Below are 19,041 nucleotides of genomic sequence, written 5' to 3' on the forward strand. Positions count from 1 at the left end.
TTTTCTTTGCCTAGACGAAGCGGAAAACGCCGATGGCGTAGACCACAGACAAGGCAAGAGCCCACCACAGGTTGGGACCGACGAGCCCCAGCCATGCGAGATGAATGAACGCCGAGCCGAGCAGCGACACGAAGAGCCGGTCGCCGCGGGTCGTCTCGAAGCGCAGGATGCCGACGCGCGGGGATCCGCCCGGGCGGGCATATTCCCACACTGCCATCAGCGCGATCAGCGTGAAGATCGTCAGGAAGAACATGGCCGTCGGGAACGACCAGGCCATCCAGCCGCCTGGAATGAGCGAGGCGAACCAGTCGCGCGCACCGTCCTTGACGGGGATCGCCATGACGAGGAGGCCGGTGAGGACGGCGTAGGTGGCAAGCACGGCGGCAAGCGCCACCGGCCAGCGGTTGGTGCGGCTTACGACAGCGGCCATCAGACCCTCCCCAGGGCAAAGCCCTTGGCGATGTAATTGCGGACGAAATAGATGACGAGCGCGCCGGGAATGATGGTCAGAACCCCGGCGGCAGCGAGCACGCCCCAGTCCATGCCGGAAGCCGAAACCGTGCGCGTCATCGTGGCGGCGATCGGCTTGGCATCCGTCGTCGTCAAGGTGCGGGCAATCAGCAGCTCGACCCAGGAGAACATGAAGCAGAAGAAGGCGGCGACGCCGATGCCCGATGCGATCAGCGGCACGAAGATCTTGGCGAAGAATTTCGGGAACGAGTAACCGTCGATATAGGCGGTCTCGTCGATTTCCTTCGGCACGCCGGACATGAAGCCTTCAAGAATCCAGACGGCGAGCGGCACGTTGAACAGGCAGTGCGCGATGGCAACGGCGATATGCGTGTCAATCAGGCCGAAGGCGGAATAGAGCTGGAAGAACGGCAGCGCGAAGACGGCTGGCGGCGCCATGCGGTTGGTCAGCAGCCAGAAGAACAGGTGTTTGTCGCCGAGGAAGCGGTAACGCGAGAAGGCGTAGGCCGCCGGCAGCGCCACGGCGACCGAAATGACCGTGTTCAAGACCACGTAGATGATCGAGTTGAGATAGCCGTTGTACCAGGCCGGATCGGTAAAAATGACCGCGTAGTTCCGGAGCGTCGGCGACTGGGGCCAGAGCGAGAAGGCGCCGGTGATTTCCTGGTTCGTCTTGAAGCTCATGTTGACGAGCCAGTAGATCGGCAGCATCAGGAAGACGATGTAGAGCGTCGGCACGAGCCAGGAGAGGCTGCGCTTCGAGCCGGCCCCGGCCTTTGCACCGGCGCTGGTTGTGGCGCTTGCCTGGATGGAGCTTGCAGTGGTTGCCTGTGAGGTCATGGTTTCCTCCCTCACGCCTGTTCGTCGCTGCTGGTCATGACCGTGTAGAAGATCCACGACAGCAGCAGGATGATCAGGAAGTAGATGATGGACATGGCCGCGGCCGGGCCGAGGTCGAACTGGCCGATCGCCATCTTGACGAGGTCGATCGACAGGAAGGTCGTCGAGTTGCCCGGGCCGCCGCCGGTGACGACGAAGGGCTCCGTATAGATCATGAAACTGTCCATGAAGCGCAGCAGGAAGGCGATCAAAAGGACGCGCTTCATCTTGGGCAGCTGGATGTAGCGGAACACGGCCCAGCGCGACGCGCCGTCGATCTTGGCCGCCTGGTAGTAGGCCTCCGGGATCGAGACGAGGCCGGCATAGCACAGGAGCACGACAAGGCTCGTCCAGTGCCAGACGTCCATGACGATCAGCGTCAGCCAGGCGTCGAAGACGTTGTTGACGTAGTTGTAGCTGATGCCGAGCGCATCGAGCGTGCGGCCGAGCAGGCCGATATCGACGCGGCCGAAAACCTGCCAGATCGTGCCGACGACGTTCCACGGGATGAGCAGCGGCAGCGCCATCAGCACGAGGCAGACCGGTACGCCAAGCCCCTTCTTGGGCATGTTGAGCGCAATCAGGATGCCGAGCGGGATCTCGATGGACAGGATGATGCCGGAGAACAGCAGGTTGCGGCCGAGCGCCTGCCAGAAGCGATCGGATTCCAGCACGTCGGAAAACCAGCCAACGCCGTTCCAGAAGAACTGGTTGTTGCCGAACGTGTCCTGAACCGAATAGTTCACCACCGTCATCAGCGGGATCACCGCCGAGAAGGCGACGAGCAGCAGGACCGGCAGGACCATGAACCAGGCCTTGTTGTTCCAGGTCTTGTTCATCGTCAGCCCTCCCTGCCGACACGCCACGAATCGGCGTAGATGTTGATGGCCGCAGGATCGAAGGACACGCGCGGCTCGGCCGGGATTTCCCCGTCTTCAGGGACGACGATGGCGATCGGCTTGCCGGCAAATTCGGCACGCACGATCTTCTGCCGGCCGATATCTTCGACCTTGCTGATCGAAACCGGCATGCCGTCCCGCGACAACGAAATGAACTCCGGGCGGATGCCGAGTTCGGTTTTTGCACCAGCAGCGACCTGCGGCTTGTAGTCGAGGTCAAGCGTCTGTTCACCGACCTTGATGCTGCTGCCGTCGATGACGGCCGGCAGCACGTTCATGCCCGGCGAGCCGATGAAATAACCGACGAAAGTGTGGCTCGGCTTCTCGAAAAGCTCGGCCGGCGTGCCGATCTGCACGATCTGGCCGTCATACATGACGACCACCTTGTCGGCGAAGGTCAGCGCCTCGGTCTGGTCATGCGTGACATAGACCATGGTAAAGCCGAACTGCCGGTGCAGCTTTTTCAGCTGCGAGCGCAGCACCCATTTCATGTGCGGGTCGATGACGGTCAGCGGCTCGTCGAAGAGGATCGCGTTGACGTCGTTGCGCACGAGGCCACGGCCGAGCGAGATCTTCTGCTTCTGGTCTGCGGTAAGGCCGCGCGCGGTCTTCTTCGCCCAACCGGCGAGATCGATCATTTCCAGAATTTCGCGCACGCGGCGGTCGACTTCGGGCTCCGTGACGCCGCGGTTGCGCAGCGGAAAGGCCAGATTGTCGTAGACCGTCATCGTGTCGTAGATGACCGGGAACTGGAAGACCTGCGCGATGTTGCGCTGCTGCGTCGAAAGGTACGTGACATCCTTGCCATCGAACAGGATGCGACCCTCCGACGGCTGCAACAGGCCGGAGATAATGTTGAGCAGCGTGGTCTTGCCGCAACCCGAAGGGCCGAGCAGCGCGTAGGCGCCACCGTCGTTCCACTCGTGATGGACTTCCTTCAGGGAGTAGTCCGCCTCGGACTTCGGCTTTTCGCCGTAGGCGTGACGGATATGGTCAAGGGTAATGCGTGCCATGGTCTCCTCCTCAGGCCGCCGCGGCCGCAGGTTCCGCGATCGCCCTGCCATCCGTGCCGAACGCCATCAGGTGGCGCGTGTCGACATGGACGGCGATGACCGCGTCCGGCTCGATGTCGTGGATGCCCGGCGAGAGCATGACCCAGCGGCTGCCCTCGAACTCGATGTGAATGAAGCTTTCCGAGCCGGCGATTTCCGAGATCGCCGTGCGCACCTGAAGGCTTGCAGATGCCGGATGCTGGCTGGTGAGCGCCAGATGATGGGGATGGAAAGCGATGGTGCAGGGGCCATCCGGCAGGGCGGAAAGATGCGCCGGCACCGGCAGCACGGGCTTGCCGCCGATCTCGAACCGGTCGCCGGTCTTCAGCACCTGCATCGTGTTGAGCGGCGGGTCTGCGAAGGTACGGGCGGTCAGAAGATCGTTCGGGCGGCGATAGACGTCGATGGTGCGGCCGAACTGGGTGATGCGACCTTCCGCGAGTGCCGCCGTGTTGCCTCCGAGCAGCAGCGCCTCGGAGGGTTCCGTCGTCGCATAGACGAAGATCGCACCGGAGGCGGCGAAGATTTTCGGCAGTTCGAGGCGCAATTCCTCGCGCAGCTTGTAATCGAGGTTGGCGAGCGGCTCGTCGAGCAGCACGAGGCTGGCATTCTTGACGATGGCGCGGGCAAGCGCCGTGCGCTGCTGCTGGCCGCCGGAGAGGTTGAGCGGCGTGCGGTCGAGATACGGCGTCAGCTTCAGAAGATCCGCCGCCTTGCGCACTTCCCGATCGATCGTCGCCGTATCCGCACCCTTGATGCGCATCGGCGAGGCGATGTTCTCATAGACGGTCAGCGCCGGGTAGTTGATGAACTGCTGATAGACCATGGCGACGCCGCGATCCTGCACGCGCACGCCCGTCACGTCCTTGCCGTCGAACCAGACGGAACCGGATGTCGGCTTGTCGAGGCCGGCCATCAGCCGCATCAACGAGGTCTTGCCCGATAGCGTCGGGCCGAGCAGCACGTTGAGCGAGCCGCGCTCGAGCACGAGGTTGGTCGGATGGATGTGCGTTTCCGCCCCCGCCACCTTCGTGATGTTCTTAAGTTCCAGCATTCCTGTCTCCGTCGTTCCTCCCAGCCACCGGAAAAGGCCGCTAGTGGGGGGCCGCCTGTGCGACCGCCATGTACTCTTCCAGCGCGGCCGCTTCGTCAGCCGTCAGATGCAATCCGCGTTTGGTCCGCCGCCACAGCACGTCCTCGGCATGCCGGGCCCACTCTTCCGTCATCAGCCAGCGCACTTCGCGCTCATAGAGATCGCTGCCGAAATGCCGCCCGAGGTCGTCGATCCCTTTCGCACCATCCAGCATCACCGACGCCCGCGTGCCGTAAAGCCGCACGAGCCGGCGGGCATGGGCCGGAGTGAGAAAGGCAAACCGCGCGGAAAGCGCCTTCACCTCGGCATCGAACCCGTCGGCCTTGAAATCGCCACCGGGCAGGCGCGAGCCGGCCGTCCAGCGATCCCCCTTCACGCCGATCGCATCCCCGATCTTTTCCAGCGCCGATTCGGCGAGACGCCGGTAGGTGGTGAGCTTGCCGCCGAAGATGTTGAGCAACGGTGCCTGACCATCGCCGCCCTCGACCTTCAGTACGTAGTCGCGTGTCGCTTCCTGCGCCTTGCTGGCGCCGTCGTCGAAGAGCGGACGCACGCCGGAATAGGTCCAGACAATGTCGTTCCGCGTTACGGGTTCGGCGAAATACTCGCTCGCCGAGGCGCAAAGATAATCGATTTCCGCGTCGCTGATGCGAACATCTCGGGGATCGCCCTGATAGTCCCGGTCGGTCGTGCCGATCAGCGTGAATTCTTCCTGGTAGGGAATGGCGAACATGATACGCCCGTCCGGGTTCTGGAAGAAGTAGGCGCGCGGATCGGAGAACTTCTTCTTCACGACGACGTGGCTGCCCTGCACGAGGCGGACATTGTGCACGTCGTTGCGACCGAAGGCAGAGGAGAGAACCTTGTCGACCCAGGGACCTGCCGCATTGACCAGCATGCGCGCGCGGACGGTTTCACGCGCCCCCGTCTCGACATTCTCCGTCTCGACATTCCAGTGGCCGTTTTCGCGGCGGGCAGTGACGACCTTCGTGCCGGTGCGGATATCCGCACCGCGATCGGCAGCGTCGCGGGCATTCAGGACAACGAGGCGCGCATCGTCCACCCAGCCGTCGGAATATTCGAAAGCCTTGCGGAAGAGTTTCTTCAGCGGCCCGCCCGCCGGGTCCTTCGCTAGGTCGAGCGTGCGGGTGGCCGGCAAAAGCTTGCGCCCGCCAATATAGTCATAAAGGAACAGGCCGAGGCGGATGAGCCAGGCGGGACGCAGACCGCCCTTCTGGAAAGGCAGCACGAAACGCATCGGCCAGATGACGTGCGGCGCCATGGCCCAGAGCACTTCGCGCTCCATCAGCGCCTCGCGCACCAATCGGAACTCGTAGTGTTCGAGATAGCGCAGGCCGCCATGGATGAGTTTGGTGGAGGCCGAGGACGTGCCCGACGCGAAATCCTTCATCTCGGCAAGCACGACCGAATATCCACGGCCCGCCGCATCGCGTGCGATGCCGCAGCCATTGATGCCGCCACCGATAACGAAAATATCGCGGATCACGTCGCCGTTCAAAGTCCCCTCCCATTTCGCATCGCACAAATTTGCGCAGTTGCGAAAGCCAGTGGAGTTAAAACGAAAACATTTCGAATGTCAAACGAATGCGGGTGAAAACGCCATTTCCCCGTTCAATGGGGAGAAGCCGTCTCCACGAGACGCACGTCATGCTCCTGGCAAATGCTGCGAATGCCCTCGAAAGGACAGCTGTCCGTGATGAAGGTATGGACCTGCGAGAGGTGGCCGATGCGGACCGGCGCTGTTCTTTCGAATTTCGTCGAATCCGAAACCAGAATGACGTGGCGTGCATTGGCAACGATCGCCTGCGCCACCTTCACCTCGCGATAGTCGAAATCGAGCAGCGCACCGTCTTCGTCGATCGCGGAAACACCGATGACCGCGTAATCCACCTTGAACTGGCGAATGAAATCGACCGCCGCCTCGCCGACGATGCCGCCATCCGCCCCGCGCACGACACCGCCCGCGATCACCACCTCGATCGAGGGGTAGACACGCAAGCGATTGGCGACGTTGATATTATTGGTGATGACCATCAGCTCCTTGTGCTCGAGCAGCGCCTCCCCCACGGCTTCCGTCGTCGTGCCGATATTGATGAAGAGTGAGGAATTGTCCGGGATCATGGCGGCGGCGGCGCGGCCGATCGCCTGTTTTTCCGGCGCAGCGATGGAGCGGCGCGCCTCGTATTTGACGTTCTCGTTGCCGCTCGGGAACAACGCCCCGCCATGGATGCGCGTCAGGACCTTGTTGTCGCAGAGATCGTTGAGATCCTTGCGGATGGTTTGCGGCGTCACGGAGAAGCGCGCCGCAAGGTCCTCCACGAGCACGCGGCCCTCGGCCTTGGCGAGATCGAGGATCTCCGCCTGGCGACCTGTCAGAAACATCGGCTCCTCCCATTGCTTTCGTTTGTTTTCATAATATGCAAAAACGAAAGCACATCAATTGATCTGCCGCGCCTTCTTGGAGTGCGCCCCACTTTTTGTGATACTGGGCAGGCAGCAGGTTGCGGCCAGCATCGGGAGGAAAGCACATGTTTCATCCAGCCTTGTTCAAGGGCGCCAATGTCGTCGTGACGGGTGCAGGGCGCGGCATCGGTCTGGAGATCGCGCGGCAGTTCCTCGATTGCGGCGCCCATGTGCTGCTGCATGGCGGGCGAGCGCCCACCGGCCCGCTGCCCGATTTCCTGGAAAACGCCGTCGCAGAAGCCCGTGCCCACATCGTCTATTCCGACTTCCTCGTCGAAGGCGGCATCGGCGCGATCCTGCAGCGGGCGGACAGCCTCTTCCCGCATATCGACGTGCTCATCAACAATGCCGGCACCATGGTCGGCCGCTTCCCCGCCGCCGAATTGACGGACGAGCAGTACGAAACCGTCGTGCGCCTCAACCAGACCTCCGTCGTCGAGGTGACGCGCGCACTGCTGCCGTCACTGCGCAGGGCACCGGGCGCCGCCATCGTCAACACGGTTTCGATCTCGGCGCTGACCGGGGGCAGCCCCGGATCGGCGATCTATTCGGCAACCAAGGCTTTCGTCTCGACCTATTCCAAGGGCTTGGCGCGCGAGCTCGCGCCTGATGGCATCCGTGTCAATTGCGTCTCGCCGGGTACGATCACCACCGACTTCCATTCACGCTACTCGTCGGCCGACAAGCTCGAGGCGACGCGAAAGACCATCCCGTTGCAGCGGCTCGGCACCGCGGAGGATTGCGCCCCTGCCTATCTCTTCCTGGCCTCGAAGGCGCTGTCCGGCTACATCACCGGCCAGGTACTGGAAGTGAACGGCGGCCAGCTGATCTGCTGAAGCCAGCCGGCCGTTGGCACCGGTCAGGCGTTGAGATCGATGACGACGCGGCCCTTCACCTTGCCCTCAAGGATCCTGCCGGCCAGCGCCGGCAGGTCGGAGAGCCGGTGCTCCACCACCATCGCCTCCAGCTTGTCCATCGGAAGGTCGGCGGCGATGCGGTTCCAGGCGTCGACACGCTGGTCATAGGGCCGCATGACCGAATCGATACCAAGCAGGCTGACGCCGCGCAAAAGGAACGGAATGACCGTGAAGGACGGCACCGCCGCGCCGGCCGCAAGGCCCACCGAGGCGACCGCACCGCCATATTTCATCTGCTTGAGCACGCGCGCCAGCATCTCGCCGCCGACCGCGTCGACGGCGCCGGCCCAGCGCTCCGATTCGAGCGGCTTGCTACCCGCTTCAGACAATTCACCGCGGTCGACAATGGTTTCGGCGCCAAGTTCCTTGAGGTAGTCCGCCGTTTCCGGCCGCCCCGTCACGCCGGCGACCGAATAGCCGAGTCGCGCCAGCAGTGCGACCGCCACCGAGCCGACACCGCCGGCCGCACCCGTTACCAGGACCTCGCCCTTCAGCGGAGAGAGCCCAGCCTTTTCCAGCGCGATGACGGACATCATGGAGGTAAGCCCAGCCGTGCCGATCGCCATGGCCTGCCGGGTCGAAAGCTCCGCCGGCAACGGCACCAGCCAGTCGGCCTTGACCTTCGCGCGCGTCGCGTAACCGCCCCACCAGATCTCGCCGACCCGCCAGCCGGTCAGCACAACGCGATCGCCTGGCCGGTAGCGCGGATCATCGGAGGCTTCGACGGTGCCGGCGAAATCGACGCCCGGCACATGCGGAAAGCTACGAACCAGACCGCCCTTGCCGGTGATGCAGAGCCCGTCCTTGTAGTTGAGCGTCGAATATTCGACGGCAACGGTGACATCGCCGTCCGGAAGCCGCGAATCCTCCAGGTCCTGGATCGATGCGGAAACCGCGCCATCCGCCCCCTTCTCCACCAACAATGCCTGGAACGTCATCGCTTTCTCCTCGTGCGCATCCATTTGCCCCAGATATAGGGCGCGGGGCATTGGTGCCGCCACTGTTCTTTTGTATCAAGGACGCGGAGGGACGGGATGATAGACAAGCTCGAATACTTCATTGCGCTCGCCCGCGAGAAACATTTCGCCCGGGCCGCGGAAGAACTCGGCATCTCGCAGCCGACGCTTTCGGCGGCGATCCGCCAGCTGGAGGACCAGCTGGGCGTGATGCTGGTCGTGCGCGGCTCGCGCTACCAGGGCCTGACGCCGGAAGGCCAGCGCGTGCTCGAATGGGCCCGCCGCATTGTCGGCGACACGCGCACCATGCGTGAGGAGATGCGCGCGGCGCGCAAGGGTCTTTCCGGCCATATCCGCCTTGCCGCCATTCCGACGACGCTCGCCATGGTGCCTCGCATCACCGCACCCTTCCAGGAAAAGCACCCGGACGTCACCTTCTCCATCGTTTCCACCACCTCCATCAAGATCCTCGGCCTCCTGGAGAATCTGGAGATCGACGCCGGCCTCACCTATCTCGAAAACGAGCCGCTCGGCCGCGTTACCAGCGTACCACTGCTGCACGAGCACTATTGCCTCGTCACCGCCCGCGGCACGCCCTTTGCCGATCGCAAGACCGTGACCTGGCAGGAGGCCGGGAGCGTTCGGCTTTGCCTATTGACCGCCGACATGCAGAACCGCCGCATCATCAACCGGCACTTCGCCGAGGCCGGCGTTTCGGTGGAGCCCTCGCTGGAGGCCAATTCGATGATCGTGCTGTTCTCCCATGTGCGCACGGGGCGCTGGGCGAGCATCATGCCGCGAAATGTTGCAAAATCATTTGGATTTCCTGACGAAATAAGTATAGTTTCCCTCGTCGATCCCGAGCCGCACCACACCGTCGGCCTTGTCGCCACCCATCGCGAGCCCTTTACCCCGCTCGTATCCGCCCTGCTGCACGAGGCCCGTGTGCTGGCGGAAAAGGGGATCGATTAATAGGATTTTTCTATCGGCCAACGGCTTTGCTTTATTGACCGGTCGTCTCCCGGCTGAGAAGCTGTTAGAACAAGCGCGTGGATCGACAGGGTTCCGGTCTTCGCCGAGCAGTTTCAATGGTATCGGCGCGATGGAACCCCTGACACCTTGCGGTTCATTCGTGTCGGTTGGGAGGCCTGACGATGAATGTGCACGTATCCGGCAGCGATGTCGGCGCAAGAACGCTGGCGATCGTCAGCGAACTGAAGGGGCTCGAAGGGCCGCTTCTTCCCATCCTGCACGAAATCCAGGCGGAGTTCGGCTTCGTGCCGCAGGAGAGCCTGCCGGTGATCGCCCGCGAGCTCAACCTGTCGCGCGCCGAGGTGCATGGCGTCGTCACCTTCTACCACGACTACCGCGACCACCCGACCGGACGGCATGTGCTGAAGCTCTGTCGCGCCGAGGCCTGTCAATCGATGGGCGGAGATGAACTGGCGGAGCGCGTGAAGGCGCTGCTCGGCATTGATTTCCACCAGACGACGCTGGACGGCGCCGTCACGCTCGAACCCATATACTGTCTCGGGCTCTGTTCCTGCGCACCCGCCGCAATGCTCGACGGCGAGGTGCATGGACGGGTCGATGCGGATCTGGCGAAGGAACTCGTCGCGGAGGCACGCCGATGACCGTTCGCATCTATGTTCCCCGCGATGCCGCTGCGCTGGCGCTTGGCGCCGACCGCGTCGCCCAGGCCTTTTCCCGTGAGGCGGAGGCCCGCAAGCTCGACATCACGATCGTGCGCAACGGCTCGCGCGGCATGCACTGGCTGGAGCCGCTGGTCGAGGTCGAGACGGCTGAAGGCCGCATCGCCTACGGCCCCGTCAAGCCCGCCGACGTGCCCGCCTTGCTCGACGCCGGCCTGCTGGACGGCAAGGCCCACCCGCTCTGTCTTGGCGGAACGGAAGAGATTCCGTTCCTGAAGAACCAGACCCGCCTCACTTTCGCGCGCTGCGGCGTCATCGATCCCGTCTCGCTTGAGGACTACAGGGCCCATGGCGGTCTGCGAGGCCTCGAAAAGGCCATCGCGATGGCTCCTGCTGATGTCGTAAAGGAAGTCAACGATAGCGGCCTGCGCGGCCGCGGCGGCGCAGGCTTCCCAACAGGCATCAAGTGGAAAACCGTGCTCGATGCCCCCGGCGACAAAAAATACATCGTCTGCAATGCCGACGAGGGCGACAGCGGCACCTTCGCCGACCGCATGATCATGGAGGGCGATCCCTTCGTTCTGATCGAGGGCATGGCGATCGCCGGCCTCGCCACCGGCGCCACCAAGGGCTACGTCTACACCCGTTCCGAATATCCACACGCCATCGCCGTGATGAACGACGCCGTTATCGTCGCGCGCGCCGCCGGCGTGCTCGGTCCGTCCGTGCTCGGCTCCGGCAGGGCGTTCGACATGGAGATCCGTGTCGGCGCGGGCGCCTATGTCTGCGGCGAGGAAACGGCACTGCTCAACAGCCTGGAGGGCAAGCGCGGCATCGTGCGCGCCAAGCCGCCGCTGCCGGCCCTGCAGGGCTTCATGGGCCGCCCCACCGTGGTCAACAATGTCATCTCGCTTGCCTCCGTGCCGATCGTGATGGACAAGGGCGCCGCCTACTACCGCGATTTCGGCATGGGCCGCTCGCGCGGCACCATCCCGATCCAGATCGCCGGCAACGTCAAGCATGGCGGACTCTATGAAACCGCCTTCGGCCTGACGCTCGGCGAGATCGTCGACACGATCGGCGGCGGCACCGCCACCGGCCGGCCGGTTCGCGCCGTGCAGGTCGGCGGCCCGCTCGGCGCCTATTTCCCGCGCGCCCTGTTCGACACGCCCTTCGACTACGAGGCTTTCGCCGCGAAGGACGGCCTCATCGGCCATGCCGGCATCACTGTCTTCGATGACACGGTCGACATGCTGAAGCAGGCACGCTTCGCCATGGAATTCTGTGCCGTCGAAAGCTGCGGCAAGTGCACGCCCTGCCGCATCGGCTCGACGCGCGGTGTCGAGACCGCCGACAAGATCGCCCAGGGCATCGAGCCGGAGAAGAACCGCGAACTGCTCGCCGACCTCTGCAACACCATGAAGTTCGGTTCGCTCTGCGCGCTCGGCGGCTTCACGCCCTATCCTGTCATGAGCGCCATGACGCATTTCCCGGAGGATTTTTTCCCGGCCCCGATGGTGGAGGCGGCGGAATGAGCACACCGGAAAAGGTCAAAGGCCCGGCATCCTACTTCCCTTCGATCGAGAAGACCTACGGTCAGCCGATCGAGCACTGGAAGGAGATCATCCGCGCACAGGACGGCAAGGCGCACATGCAGATCGTCGCATTCCTCAAGGAAACGCACGGCCTCGGCCATGGCCATGCCAATGCACTCGTCGCGGCGACACTCGCCGAGACGAAGTCGTAGCAACAAATGAAGTCGCCGCCATCAGCGGCGCAACGGATTGACCCGGAGGTTCTCATGCCCCTCGTTCCAGAAATCGACTTCGGCACTCCCGCCTCCCGCTCGGAAAAGATGGTGACGCTCACCATCGACGGGAACGAGATCACCGTTCCAGAGGGCACCTCCATCATGCGCGCCTCGATGGAGGCCGGTATCCAGGTGCCAAAACTCTGCGCCACCGATATGGTGGATGCCTTCGGGTCCTGCCGGCTCTGTCTCGTCGAGATCGAGGGCCGCAACGGTACCCCGGCCTCCTGCACGACCCCGGTGGCGCCCGGCCTCGTCGTCCACACCCAGACGGGCCGGCTGAAGGACATCCGCAAGGGCGTGATGGAGCTCTACATCTCCGACCATCCGCTCGACTGTCTCACCTGTGCGGCGAATGGCGACTGCGAACTGCAGGACATGGCCGGAGCCGTGGGCCTGCGCGACGTGCGCTACGGCTACGAGGGCGACAACCACGTCAAGGCACGCAACAATGGCGAAGCCAATGCCCGCTGGATGCCGAAGGACGAATCAAACCCCTATTTCACCTACGATCCGTCGAAATGCATCGTCTGCTCGCGCTGCGTGCGGGCCTGCGAGGAGGTTCAGGGTACCTTCGCACTGACCATCGAGGGCCGCGGCTTCGACAGCCGCGTCTCGCCCGGCATGCACGAGCATTTCCTCGAATCCGAATGCGTCTCCTGCGGCGCCTGCGTGCAGGCCTGCCCGACGGCGACGCTGACGGAAAAATCCGTCATCGAGATCGGCCAGCCGGAGCATTCCGTCGTCACCACCTGCGCCTATTGCGGCGTCGGCTGCTCCTTCAAGGCGGAGATGCGCGGTGAGGAACTGGTGCGCATGGTGCCCTGGAAGGACGGCCAGGCGAACCGCGGCCATTCCTGCGTCAAGGGCCGCTTCGCCTACGGCTACTCGACCCACAAGGAGCGCATCCTCAACCCGATGATCCGCGAGAAGATCTCGGACCCGTGGCGCGAGGTGACCTGGGATGAGGCCTATGCCCATGTCGCCGCCGAATTCCGCCGCATCCAGTACCAGTACGGTCGTGATTCGGTCGGCGGCATCACCTCCTCGCGCTGCACCAACGAGGAGACCTTCCTCGTGCAGAAGCTGATCCGCGCCGGTTTCGGCAACAACAATGTCGATACCTGCGCCCGCGTCTGCCATTCGCCGACGGGCTATGGCCTTGGCCAGGCCTTCGGCACCTCCGCCGGCACGCAGAACTTCGACAGCGTCGAGCACACCGACGTCGTCATCGTCATCGGCGCCAACCCGACGGACGGCCATCCGGTCTTCGCCTCGCGCCTCAAGAAGCGCCTGCGCCAGGGTGCCAAGCTGATCGTCATCGATCCGCGCCGCATCGATCTCGTCTCCTCGCCGCACATCAAGGCCTCCTATCACCTGCCGCTGAAGCCCGGCACGAACGTCGCCGTCGTCACGGCGCTCGCCCATGTCATCGTGACGGAGGGCCTCTTCGACGAAAAATTCATCCGCGAGCGCTGCGACTGGTCGGAGTTCGAGGACTGGGCCTCCTTCGTCGCCGAGCCGCGCCACAGCCCCGAGGAAACCGAAGCCTTCACCGGCGTGCCGGCGGAAACGCTGCGCGGCGCCGCCCGCCTGTTCGCCACCGGCGGCAACGGCTCGATCTACTATGGCCTCGGCGTCACCGAACACAGCCAGGGTTCGACCACCGTCATGGCCATCGCCAACCTCGCCATGGCGACCGGCAATATCGGCCGCGAAGGCGTGGGCGTGAATCCGCTGCGCGGCCAGAACAACGTGCAGGGCTCGTGCGACATGGGCTCCTTCCCGCACGAACTGCCGGGCTACCGCCACATCTCCGACGATGCGACGCGCGAGATCTTCGAGAAGCTGTGGGGCGTGACGCTCAACAACGAGCCGGGCTTGCGCATCCCCAACATGCTGGACGCCGCCGTCGAAGGCACGTTCAAAGGCATCTACATCCAGGGCGAGGACATCCTCCAGTCCGACCCGGACACCAAGCACGTCTCGGCCGGCCTGGCTGCGATGGAATGCGTCGTCGTGCAGGACCTCTTCCTCAACGAGACGGCGAACTACGCCCATGTCTTCCTGCCGGGCTCGACCTTCCTCGAAAAGGACGGCACCTTCACCAATGCCGAACGCCGCATCAACCGCGTGCGCCGCGTGATGACGCCGAAGAACGGCTATGCGGACTGGGAGGTCACCCAGAACCTCGCCAAGGCCATGGGCCTCGCCTGGAACTACAGCCATCCCTCCGAAATCATGGATGAGATCGCCGCAACGACGCCGAGCTTCGCCCTCGTTTCCTACGACTATCTGGAAAAGGTCGGCTCGGTGCAGTGGCCCTGCAACGAGAAGAACCCACAAGGTTCGCCGATCATGCACATCAACGGCTTCGTGCGCGGTAAAGGCAAGTTCATCCGCACGGAATATGTCGCAACGGACGAGAAGACCGGCCCGCGTTTCCCGCTGCTGCTTACCACCGGCCGCATCCTCAGCCAGTACAATGTCGGCGCCCAGACGCGGCGCACGGAAAACGTCGTCTGGCACGAGGAGGACCGGCTGGAGATCCACCCGCACGATGCGGAAAACCGCGGGATCCGCGATGGCGACTGGGTGCGTCTCGCCAGCCGCGCCGGCGAGACGACATTGCGCGCCCTCGTCACCGACCGCGTGGCACCGGGTGTCGTCTACACGACCTTCCACCACCCGACGACGCAGGCAAACGTCATCACCACCGATTTCTCCGACTGGGCGACCAACTGTCCGGAGTATAAGGTGACCGCCGTGCAGATCTCGCCGTCGAACGGCCCGTCCGACTGGCAGGTCGAATATGACGAACTGGCCCGCCGCTCGCGCCGGATCAGGGGCAAGCTGGAGGCAGCGGAGTAGGATAGCGGCGTGCCGGATTTTTCCACCACGACCAAGGTTGCCGAGATCGCCCGCCGCAACGGGCGGCTCGCGGAAAGCGAGCGCTTCGTGCCGGAGGAGGCCCCGGTTGCCTTCTCCTATGCGGGCTCGACCCATGCGGTCATGATGGCAACGCCCGCCGACCTCGAGGATTTCGCCATCGGCTTCAGCCTGACGGAGGGCATCATCACCGACCCTTGCGAGATCGAGGCCATCGAGGTGCTTGCCGAAGACAAGGGTATTGATGTGCAGATCCAGCTGGCGGACGCACAGAACGACGCCCTGACCACCCGCCGGCGCCACATGGCCGGCCCGGTCGGCTGTGGCCTGTGCGGTATCGAATCGATCGAGCAGGCCGTGCGCGTGACGCCCTCGGTGCGGGCGTCGTCCCTCACGCTCGGCGCGGAGGACGTGGTGGAGGCAGTGCGCCTCCTGAACGGTCAACAGCCGCTTCATATGGTGACGCGCGCCGTGCATGGCGCCGGGTTCTATGTCCCGGGCGAAGGCCTTATCGCCGTGCGCGAGGATGTCGGCCGGCACAATGCGCTCGACAAGCTCGTCGGCGCTGCACGGCGCGCAGGCCATGCAGGCGGCACCGGCGCCGTCGTGGTGACGAGCCGCGTTTCCGTCGAGATGGTGCAGAAGACGGCAGTCATCGGCAGCCCCTTCATCATCGCCATTTCCGCGCCGACGGCGCTCGCCATCCGCACCGCCGAGGACGCCGGCATGACGCTGGTCGCGCTGGTGCGGGGCGAAGAATTCGAGATTTTCACCGGCGCGGAGCGCATCGTCTCCGGTGCGGAACGCCAGGTCGGCAACGGTTAGGAGACAGGAATGTCGGAAGGCAGCAAGATTCCCAGGATGGCGAACCAGATCGCCACCTTCTTCCACTCACAGCCCAAGAGCGAGGGCCCGAACGGCGTGGCGACCCATATCAACAAGTTCTGGGAGCCGCGCATGCGCCGGCAACTCTTCGATATCGTCGACAACCACGCCGGCGAAGGCCTTGATTCCCTCGTCCTCGCGGCGGTGCCGATGATCCGCCGCCCGCCGCCAGCCGAAATCCCGGCTGCGGCCGGAGCGAAGGCTCCAACAGCCCCCTGACCAATCCTCAAACGCAAACGGCCGGCATCGCTGCCGGCCGTTTTTCATGCCGCGGACCGCTTAGAACTCTTCCCAGTTCTCCGCTGCCTGCGCCGTGGAGCCTCGCGGCGCCCGCAGGGTGCGGGCCACGGCATGAAGTTGTGATACCGGTGCAGGCGTGGGTGCCCGCTGGACCGGCTGGGCAGTGTTGCCGGCAAGCTGGAACCGGCGGATAAGCGCATGCAGCGCATCCGCCTCGCGCGCCATGGCGTGGCTGGCGGCCGTGCTTTCCTCGACCATGGCCGCATTCTGCTGCGTCGCCTGGTCCATCGCATTGACCGACTGGTTGATCTCTCGAAGCCCGGTCGATTGCTCGCGCGACGCCTCGACGATCGCCGCCACGTTGGTGTGCACGTCCTGGACCTGCGCCAGGATCTCCTGAAGCGCCCGTCCGGTCTCATCGACCAGCGCCACACCGCTCTTGACCTGCTCGCCCGATGTGGCGATCAGGGCCTTGATGTCCTTGGCGGCGCTGGCCGACCGCTGGGCCAGTTCCCGCACCTCCTGCGCCACGACGGCAAAGCCTTTGCCCGCCTCGCCCGCCCGCGCCGCCTCGACACCGGCGTTCAGCGCCAGAAGGTTGGTCTGAAAGGCGATGTCGTCGATGACGCCGAGAATGTTGGAGATTTCACGCGAGGACTGCTCGATCTGCCCCATCGCGTCGATCGCCTTGCGGACGACCACGCCGGATTTTTCCGCACCCGCCCGTGTCTTGCTTACCAGCGTTCCTGCCTCATCGGCCCGCCGGCTCGAATCACCGACGGTGGTGGTGATCTCGTCGAGAGCGGCCGCAGTTTCCTCCACGGAGGCCGCCTGCTGCTCGGTGCGCCTTGCCAGATCGTCGGCGGCAGAGCGGATTTCCTGTGCGCCCGACGCGATCGCATTGGCATTGGTCTCGACGGTGCGCATGGCATCGTGAAGGCCGGCGACAGCTTCGTTGAAGTCCCTGCGCACCGTTTCCATGGACGGCACGAAAGGCGTTGCGAGATTTTGCGTCAGATCGCCCCCGGCCAATGCCTTCAGCGCCATGCCGAGCGCCTTGATCGCCGACATGCGCTCGGTGACATCGGTGGCAAACTTGACCACCTTGTAGACCCGGCCGGAAAGGTCGCGGATCGGATTGTAAGCCGCCTGGATCCAGATCTCGCGACCACCCTTGCCGTAACGCACGAACTCGTTGGAGATGAAGCGGCCCTCGGCAAGGCTCTTCCAGAAATCCGCATAGGCCGCGGTCTGCACGTAGGCCGGATCGCAGAACATGCGATGATGCTTTCCGCGGATTTCGGACAGATCATAACCGAGCGCGGTGCAGAAATTCTCGTTGGCATGCAGGATCTCGCCGGTCGGCGTAAATTCGATCACGGCCTGCGAACGGGAGATCGCGTCGAGCTTGCTCGCATCCTCCGCCGCACGTCTCTTCGCTTCGGTGATGTCACTGGCGAACTTGACGACCTTGTAGGGCTTGCCGCCGCGAAAGACCGGATTGTAGGTGGCCTGGATCCAGATCTCGCTGCCGTCCTTGCGCAGGCGCTTGTAGCTGTTCGAATCGTATTCGCCACGTCCGAGATGTGCCCAGAACTGGCGATACTCCTCGCTGGCCGTGTAGGCCGCCTCGCAGAACATGCGATGGTGCTGACCGACGATGTCCTTCAAGTCGTAGCCGAGCGCCCGGCAGAAGTTCTCGTTGGCGGTGAGGATGGTCCCCTTGGGATCGAACTGGATCACGGCCTGTGAACGCGACAGCGCGTCGAAGATGTGGCCCGCATCCATGGATTTCGCAAATGAAAGCATGACCTGTCCCTCTGTGCGATGACCACGGTCTTCTTCAAAATTGTGCGCGTGGTGATCGTCGTGTGTTGATGCCCAGATATGACCCGCTTTAACGGTCATACGCTGGCAACGGTAAGTACAATCTTCGCGAGAGGCATCATGCCAGAGCGACGGAATGCGCATCTGCAATCAAAGATGGCGACACAGACTTAAGAATTGATGAAAAACAAACAGCGATATTTTAGATCTATTATATAACAATGACTTATAGCACATCTGAAAACATAATGCTTACGTAACGTCAGGTAGGCGCTCCAGACGGCGAGTCTGGAAACACGCAAAAGTTGCACAAGCCGAGAAACATAAAAAACCGCCGTACAATCGTACGGCGGTCTCAGGATTTCAGCGATAAAGCGGGCGGATCAGGCCGCCATGTCCTCCACTTCGCGCTCCTTGAACATGCGCGCAAGGTTGAGGAAGCAGATCATGCCGTTTTCATGGGCGATGATGCCCTCCGCATAGACTTTGTCGAAGGAGGTCGTCACTTCCGGCACCGGCTGGATCTGCTCACTGCGGATGGTGAGGATGTCGGAGACCCGATCGACGACGAGGCCGACGACCATGCTGTGCACTTCGGCGACCACGATGGCGCTGCGCTCGTTTGCCTCGGTGCTCTTCATGCCGAGCTTGTGAGCAAGGTCGATGATCGGGATCACCGTGCCGCGCAGGTTCATCACGCCGATGACGTCAGGCGGCGAGTGCGGGATCGGCGTGGACGGCGCCCAGCCGCGGATTTCGCGGATCGTGGTCGTCTTCACGCAGAATTCCTGATCGTGCAGGCGGAATGCGATGATTTCGAGCGTGTCGCCGGCAAAGCCGGTCGTCTTGATGGAGGACATCGGGATCTTTCCAGTTTCATCTGCTTCGTGTCCCGATCCTATGCACGCTCTGGTTAAAATCTTTCAAACGCGCCGCGATTTGTTGCGCCCTGCATGCAAAAGGCTCCGCGTCGCCACGGAGCCTTGC

General features: G+C 63.5%; 18 protein-coding genes. 8 read left to right on the forward strand and 10 right to left on the reverse strand.

Going from position 1 to position 19,041, the window contains the following annotated elements:
• Nucleotides 1–10: 10 nt before the first annotated feature.
• The 7 genes from K0P03_RS17350 to K0P03_RS17380 form a co-directional block, all read right to left on the reverse strand.
• On the reverse strand, nucleotides 11–430 hold the full coding sequence (locus K0P03_RS17350) for a DUF2160 domain-containing protein (protein ID WP_023512854.1): 420 nt from the start codon (nucleotides 428–430) through the stop codon (nucleotides 11–13).
• Nucleotides 430–1,311: a carbohydrate ABC transporter permease gene (locus K0P03_RS17355; RefSeq protein WP_023512855.1), complete on the reverse strand. Its 882-nt coding sequence runs from the start codon at nucleotides 1,309–1,311 to the stop codon at nucleotides 430–432. Before K0P03_RS17355 ends, K0P03_RS17350 begins: the two co-directional genes overlap by 1 nt.
• An 11-nt stretch (nucleotides 1,312–1,322) precedes the next feature.
• Nucleotides 1,323–2,189 (reverse strand): carbohydrate ABC transporter permease, encoded by an 867-nt coding sequence (locus K0P03_RS17360; RefSeq protein ID WP_023512856.1) that lies wholly within the window; start codon nucleotides 2,187–2,189, stop codon nucleotides 1,323–1,325.
• Nucleotides 2,190–2,191: 2 nt separating this feature from the next.
• Nucleotides 2,192–3,262, reverse strand: a complete 1,071-nt coding sequence (locus K0P03_RS17365; RefSeq protein WP_272790201.1) for an ABC transporter ATP-binding protein — start codon at nucleotides 3,260–3,262, stop codon at nucleotides 2,192–2,194.
• Nucleotides 3,263–3,272: 10 nt separating this feature from the next.
• Nucleotides 3,273–4,355 carry an ABC transporter ATP-binding protein gene (locus K0P03_RS17370; RefSeq protein ID WP_023512858.1) on the reverse strand — a complete coding sequence of 361 codons (1,083 nt, stop codon included), beginning with the start codon at nucleotides 4,353–4,355 and terminating at the stop codon, nucleotides 3,273–3,275.
• Between the two features lie 40 nt (nucleotides 4,356–4,395).
• Nucleotides 4,396–5,913 (reverse strand): glycerol-3-phosphate dehydrogenase, encoded by a 1,518-nt coding sequence (gene glpD / locus K0P03_RS17375; RefSeq protein ID WP_272790202.1) that lies wholly within the window; start codon nucleotides 5,911–5,913, stop codon nucleotides 4,396–4,398.
• Nucleotides 5,914–6,026: 113 nt separating this feature from the next.
• A complete protein-coding gene (locus K0P03_RS17380) occupies nucleotides 6,027–6,797 on the reverse strand; it encodes a DeoR/GlpR family DNA-binding transcription regulator (RefSeq protein ID WP_272790203.1) in 771 nt (256 codons plus the stop codon).
• A 146-nt stretch (nucleotides 6,798–6,943) separates the two neighbouring features.
• On the opposite strand from K0P03_RS17380, the gene K0P03_RS17385 reads away from it, so the two are divergent.
• Nucleotides 6,944–7,714, forward strand: coding sequence for an SDR family NAD(P)-dependent oxidoreductase (locus K0P03_RS17385; protein ID WP_272790204.1), 771 nt, complete (start codon nucleotides 6,944–6,946; stop codon nucleotides 7,712–7,714).
• Between the two features lie 23 nt (nucleotides 7,715–7,737).
• On the opposite strand, the gene acuI is transcribed toward K0P03_RS17385, so the two are convergent.
• Nucleotides 7,738–8,733 (reverse strand): acrylyl-CoA reductase (NADPH), encoded by a 996-nt coding sequence (acuI, locus tag K0P03_RS17390; RefSeq protein ID WP_272790205.1) that lies wholly within the window; start codon nucleotides 8,731–8,733, stop codon nucleotides 7,738–7,740.
• A gap of 96 nt (nucleotides 8,734–8,829) precedes the next feature.
• On the opposite strand from acuI, the gene K0P03_RS17395 reads away from it, so the two are divergent.
• The 7 genes from K0P03_RS17395 (at nucleotide 8,830) to K0P03_RS17425 (ending at nucleotide 16,206) form a co-directional block, all read left to right on the forward strand.
• The gene (locus K0P03_RS17395; protein WP_023515337.1) at nucleotides 8,830–9,723 is read left to right on the forward strand and encodes a LysR family transcriptional regulator; all 894 of its coding nucleotides are present in this window, start codon (nucleotides 8,830–8,832) and stop codon (nucleotides 9,721–9,723) included.
• A 182-nt stretch (nucleotides 9,724–9,905) separates the two neighbouring features.
• Nucleotides 9,906–10,385 carry a formate dehydrogenase subunit gamma gene (locus K0P03_RS17400; protein WP_023515338.1) on the forward strand — a complete coding sequence of 160 codons (480 nt, stop codon included), beginning with the start codon at nucleotides 9,906–9,908 and terminating at the stop codon, nucleotides 10,383–10,385.
• On the forward strand, nucleotides 10,382–11,938 hold the full coding sequence (locus K0P03_RS17405) for a formate dehydrogenase beta subunit (RefSeq protein WP_272790206.1): 1,557 nt from the start codon (nucleotides 10,382–10,384) through the stop codon (nucleotides 11,936–11,938). The genes K0P03_RS17400 and K0P03_RS17405 overlap by 4 nt, the downstream gene beginning before the upstream one ends.
• Nucleotides 11,935–12,150, forward strand: coding sequence for a DUF4287 domain-containing protein (locus K0P03_RS17410; protein WP_024271113.1), 216 nt, complete (start codon nucleotides 11,935–11,937; stop codon nucleotides 12,148–12,150). The genes K0P03_RS17405 and K0P03_RS17410 overlap by 4 nt, the downstream gene beginning before the upstream one ends.
• Nucleotides 12,151–12,204: 54 nt before the next feature.
• Nucleotides 12,205–15,084, forward strand: coding sequence for a formate dehydrogenase subunit alpha (fdhF, locus tag K0P03_RS17415; RefSeq protein ID WP_050746075.1), 2,880 nt, complete (start codon nucleotides 12,205–12,207; stop codon nucleotides 15,082–15,084).
• A 9-nt stretch (nucleotides 15,085–15,093) separates the two neighbouring features.
• Complete coding sequence (gene fdhD, locus K0P03_RS17420) at nucleotides 15,094–15,927, forward strand: formate dehydrogenase accessory sulfurtransferase FdhD (RefSeq protein WP_272790207.1); 834 nt, start codon at nucleotides 15,094–15,096, stop codon at nucleotides 15,925–15,927.
• A 9-nt stretch (nucleotides 15,928–15,936) separates the two neighbouring features.
• Nucleotides 15,937–16,206: a formate dehydrogenase subunit delta gene (locus K0P03_RS17425; protein ID WP_272790208.1), complete on the forward strand. Its 270-nt coding sequence runs from the start codon at nucleotides 15,937–15,939 to the stop codon at nucleotides 16,204–16,206.
• Nucleotides 16,207–16,266: 60 nt separating this feature from the next.
• Here the strand turns inward: K0P03_RS17425 and K0P03_RS17430 are convergent, their stop codons facing one another.
• Entirely contained in the window at nucleotides 16,267–18,036 is a 1,770-nt protein-coding gene (locus K0P03_RS17430) for a methyl-accepting chemotaxis protein (RefSeq protein WP_272790209.1), read from the reverse strand.
• A gap of 401 nt (nucleotides 18,037–18,437) precedes the next feature.
• Nucleotides 18,438–18,914, reverse strand: coding sequence for a chemotaxis protein CheW (locus K0P03_RS17435; protein WP_024271110.1), 477 nt, complete (start codon nucleotides 18,912–18,914; stop codon nucleotides 18,438–18,440).
• Nucleotides 18,915–19,041 lie beyond the last annotated feature (127 nt).

It is taken from the genome of Shinella sp. HY16, from assembly GCF_028534175.1.
GTDB lineage: Bacteria > Pseudomonadota > Alphaproteobacteria > Rhizobiales > Rhizobiaceae > Shinella.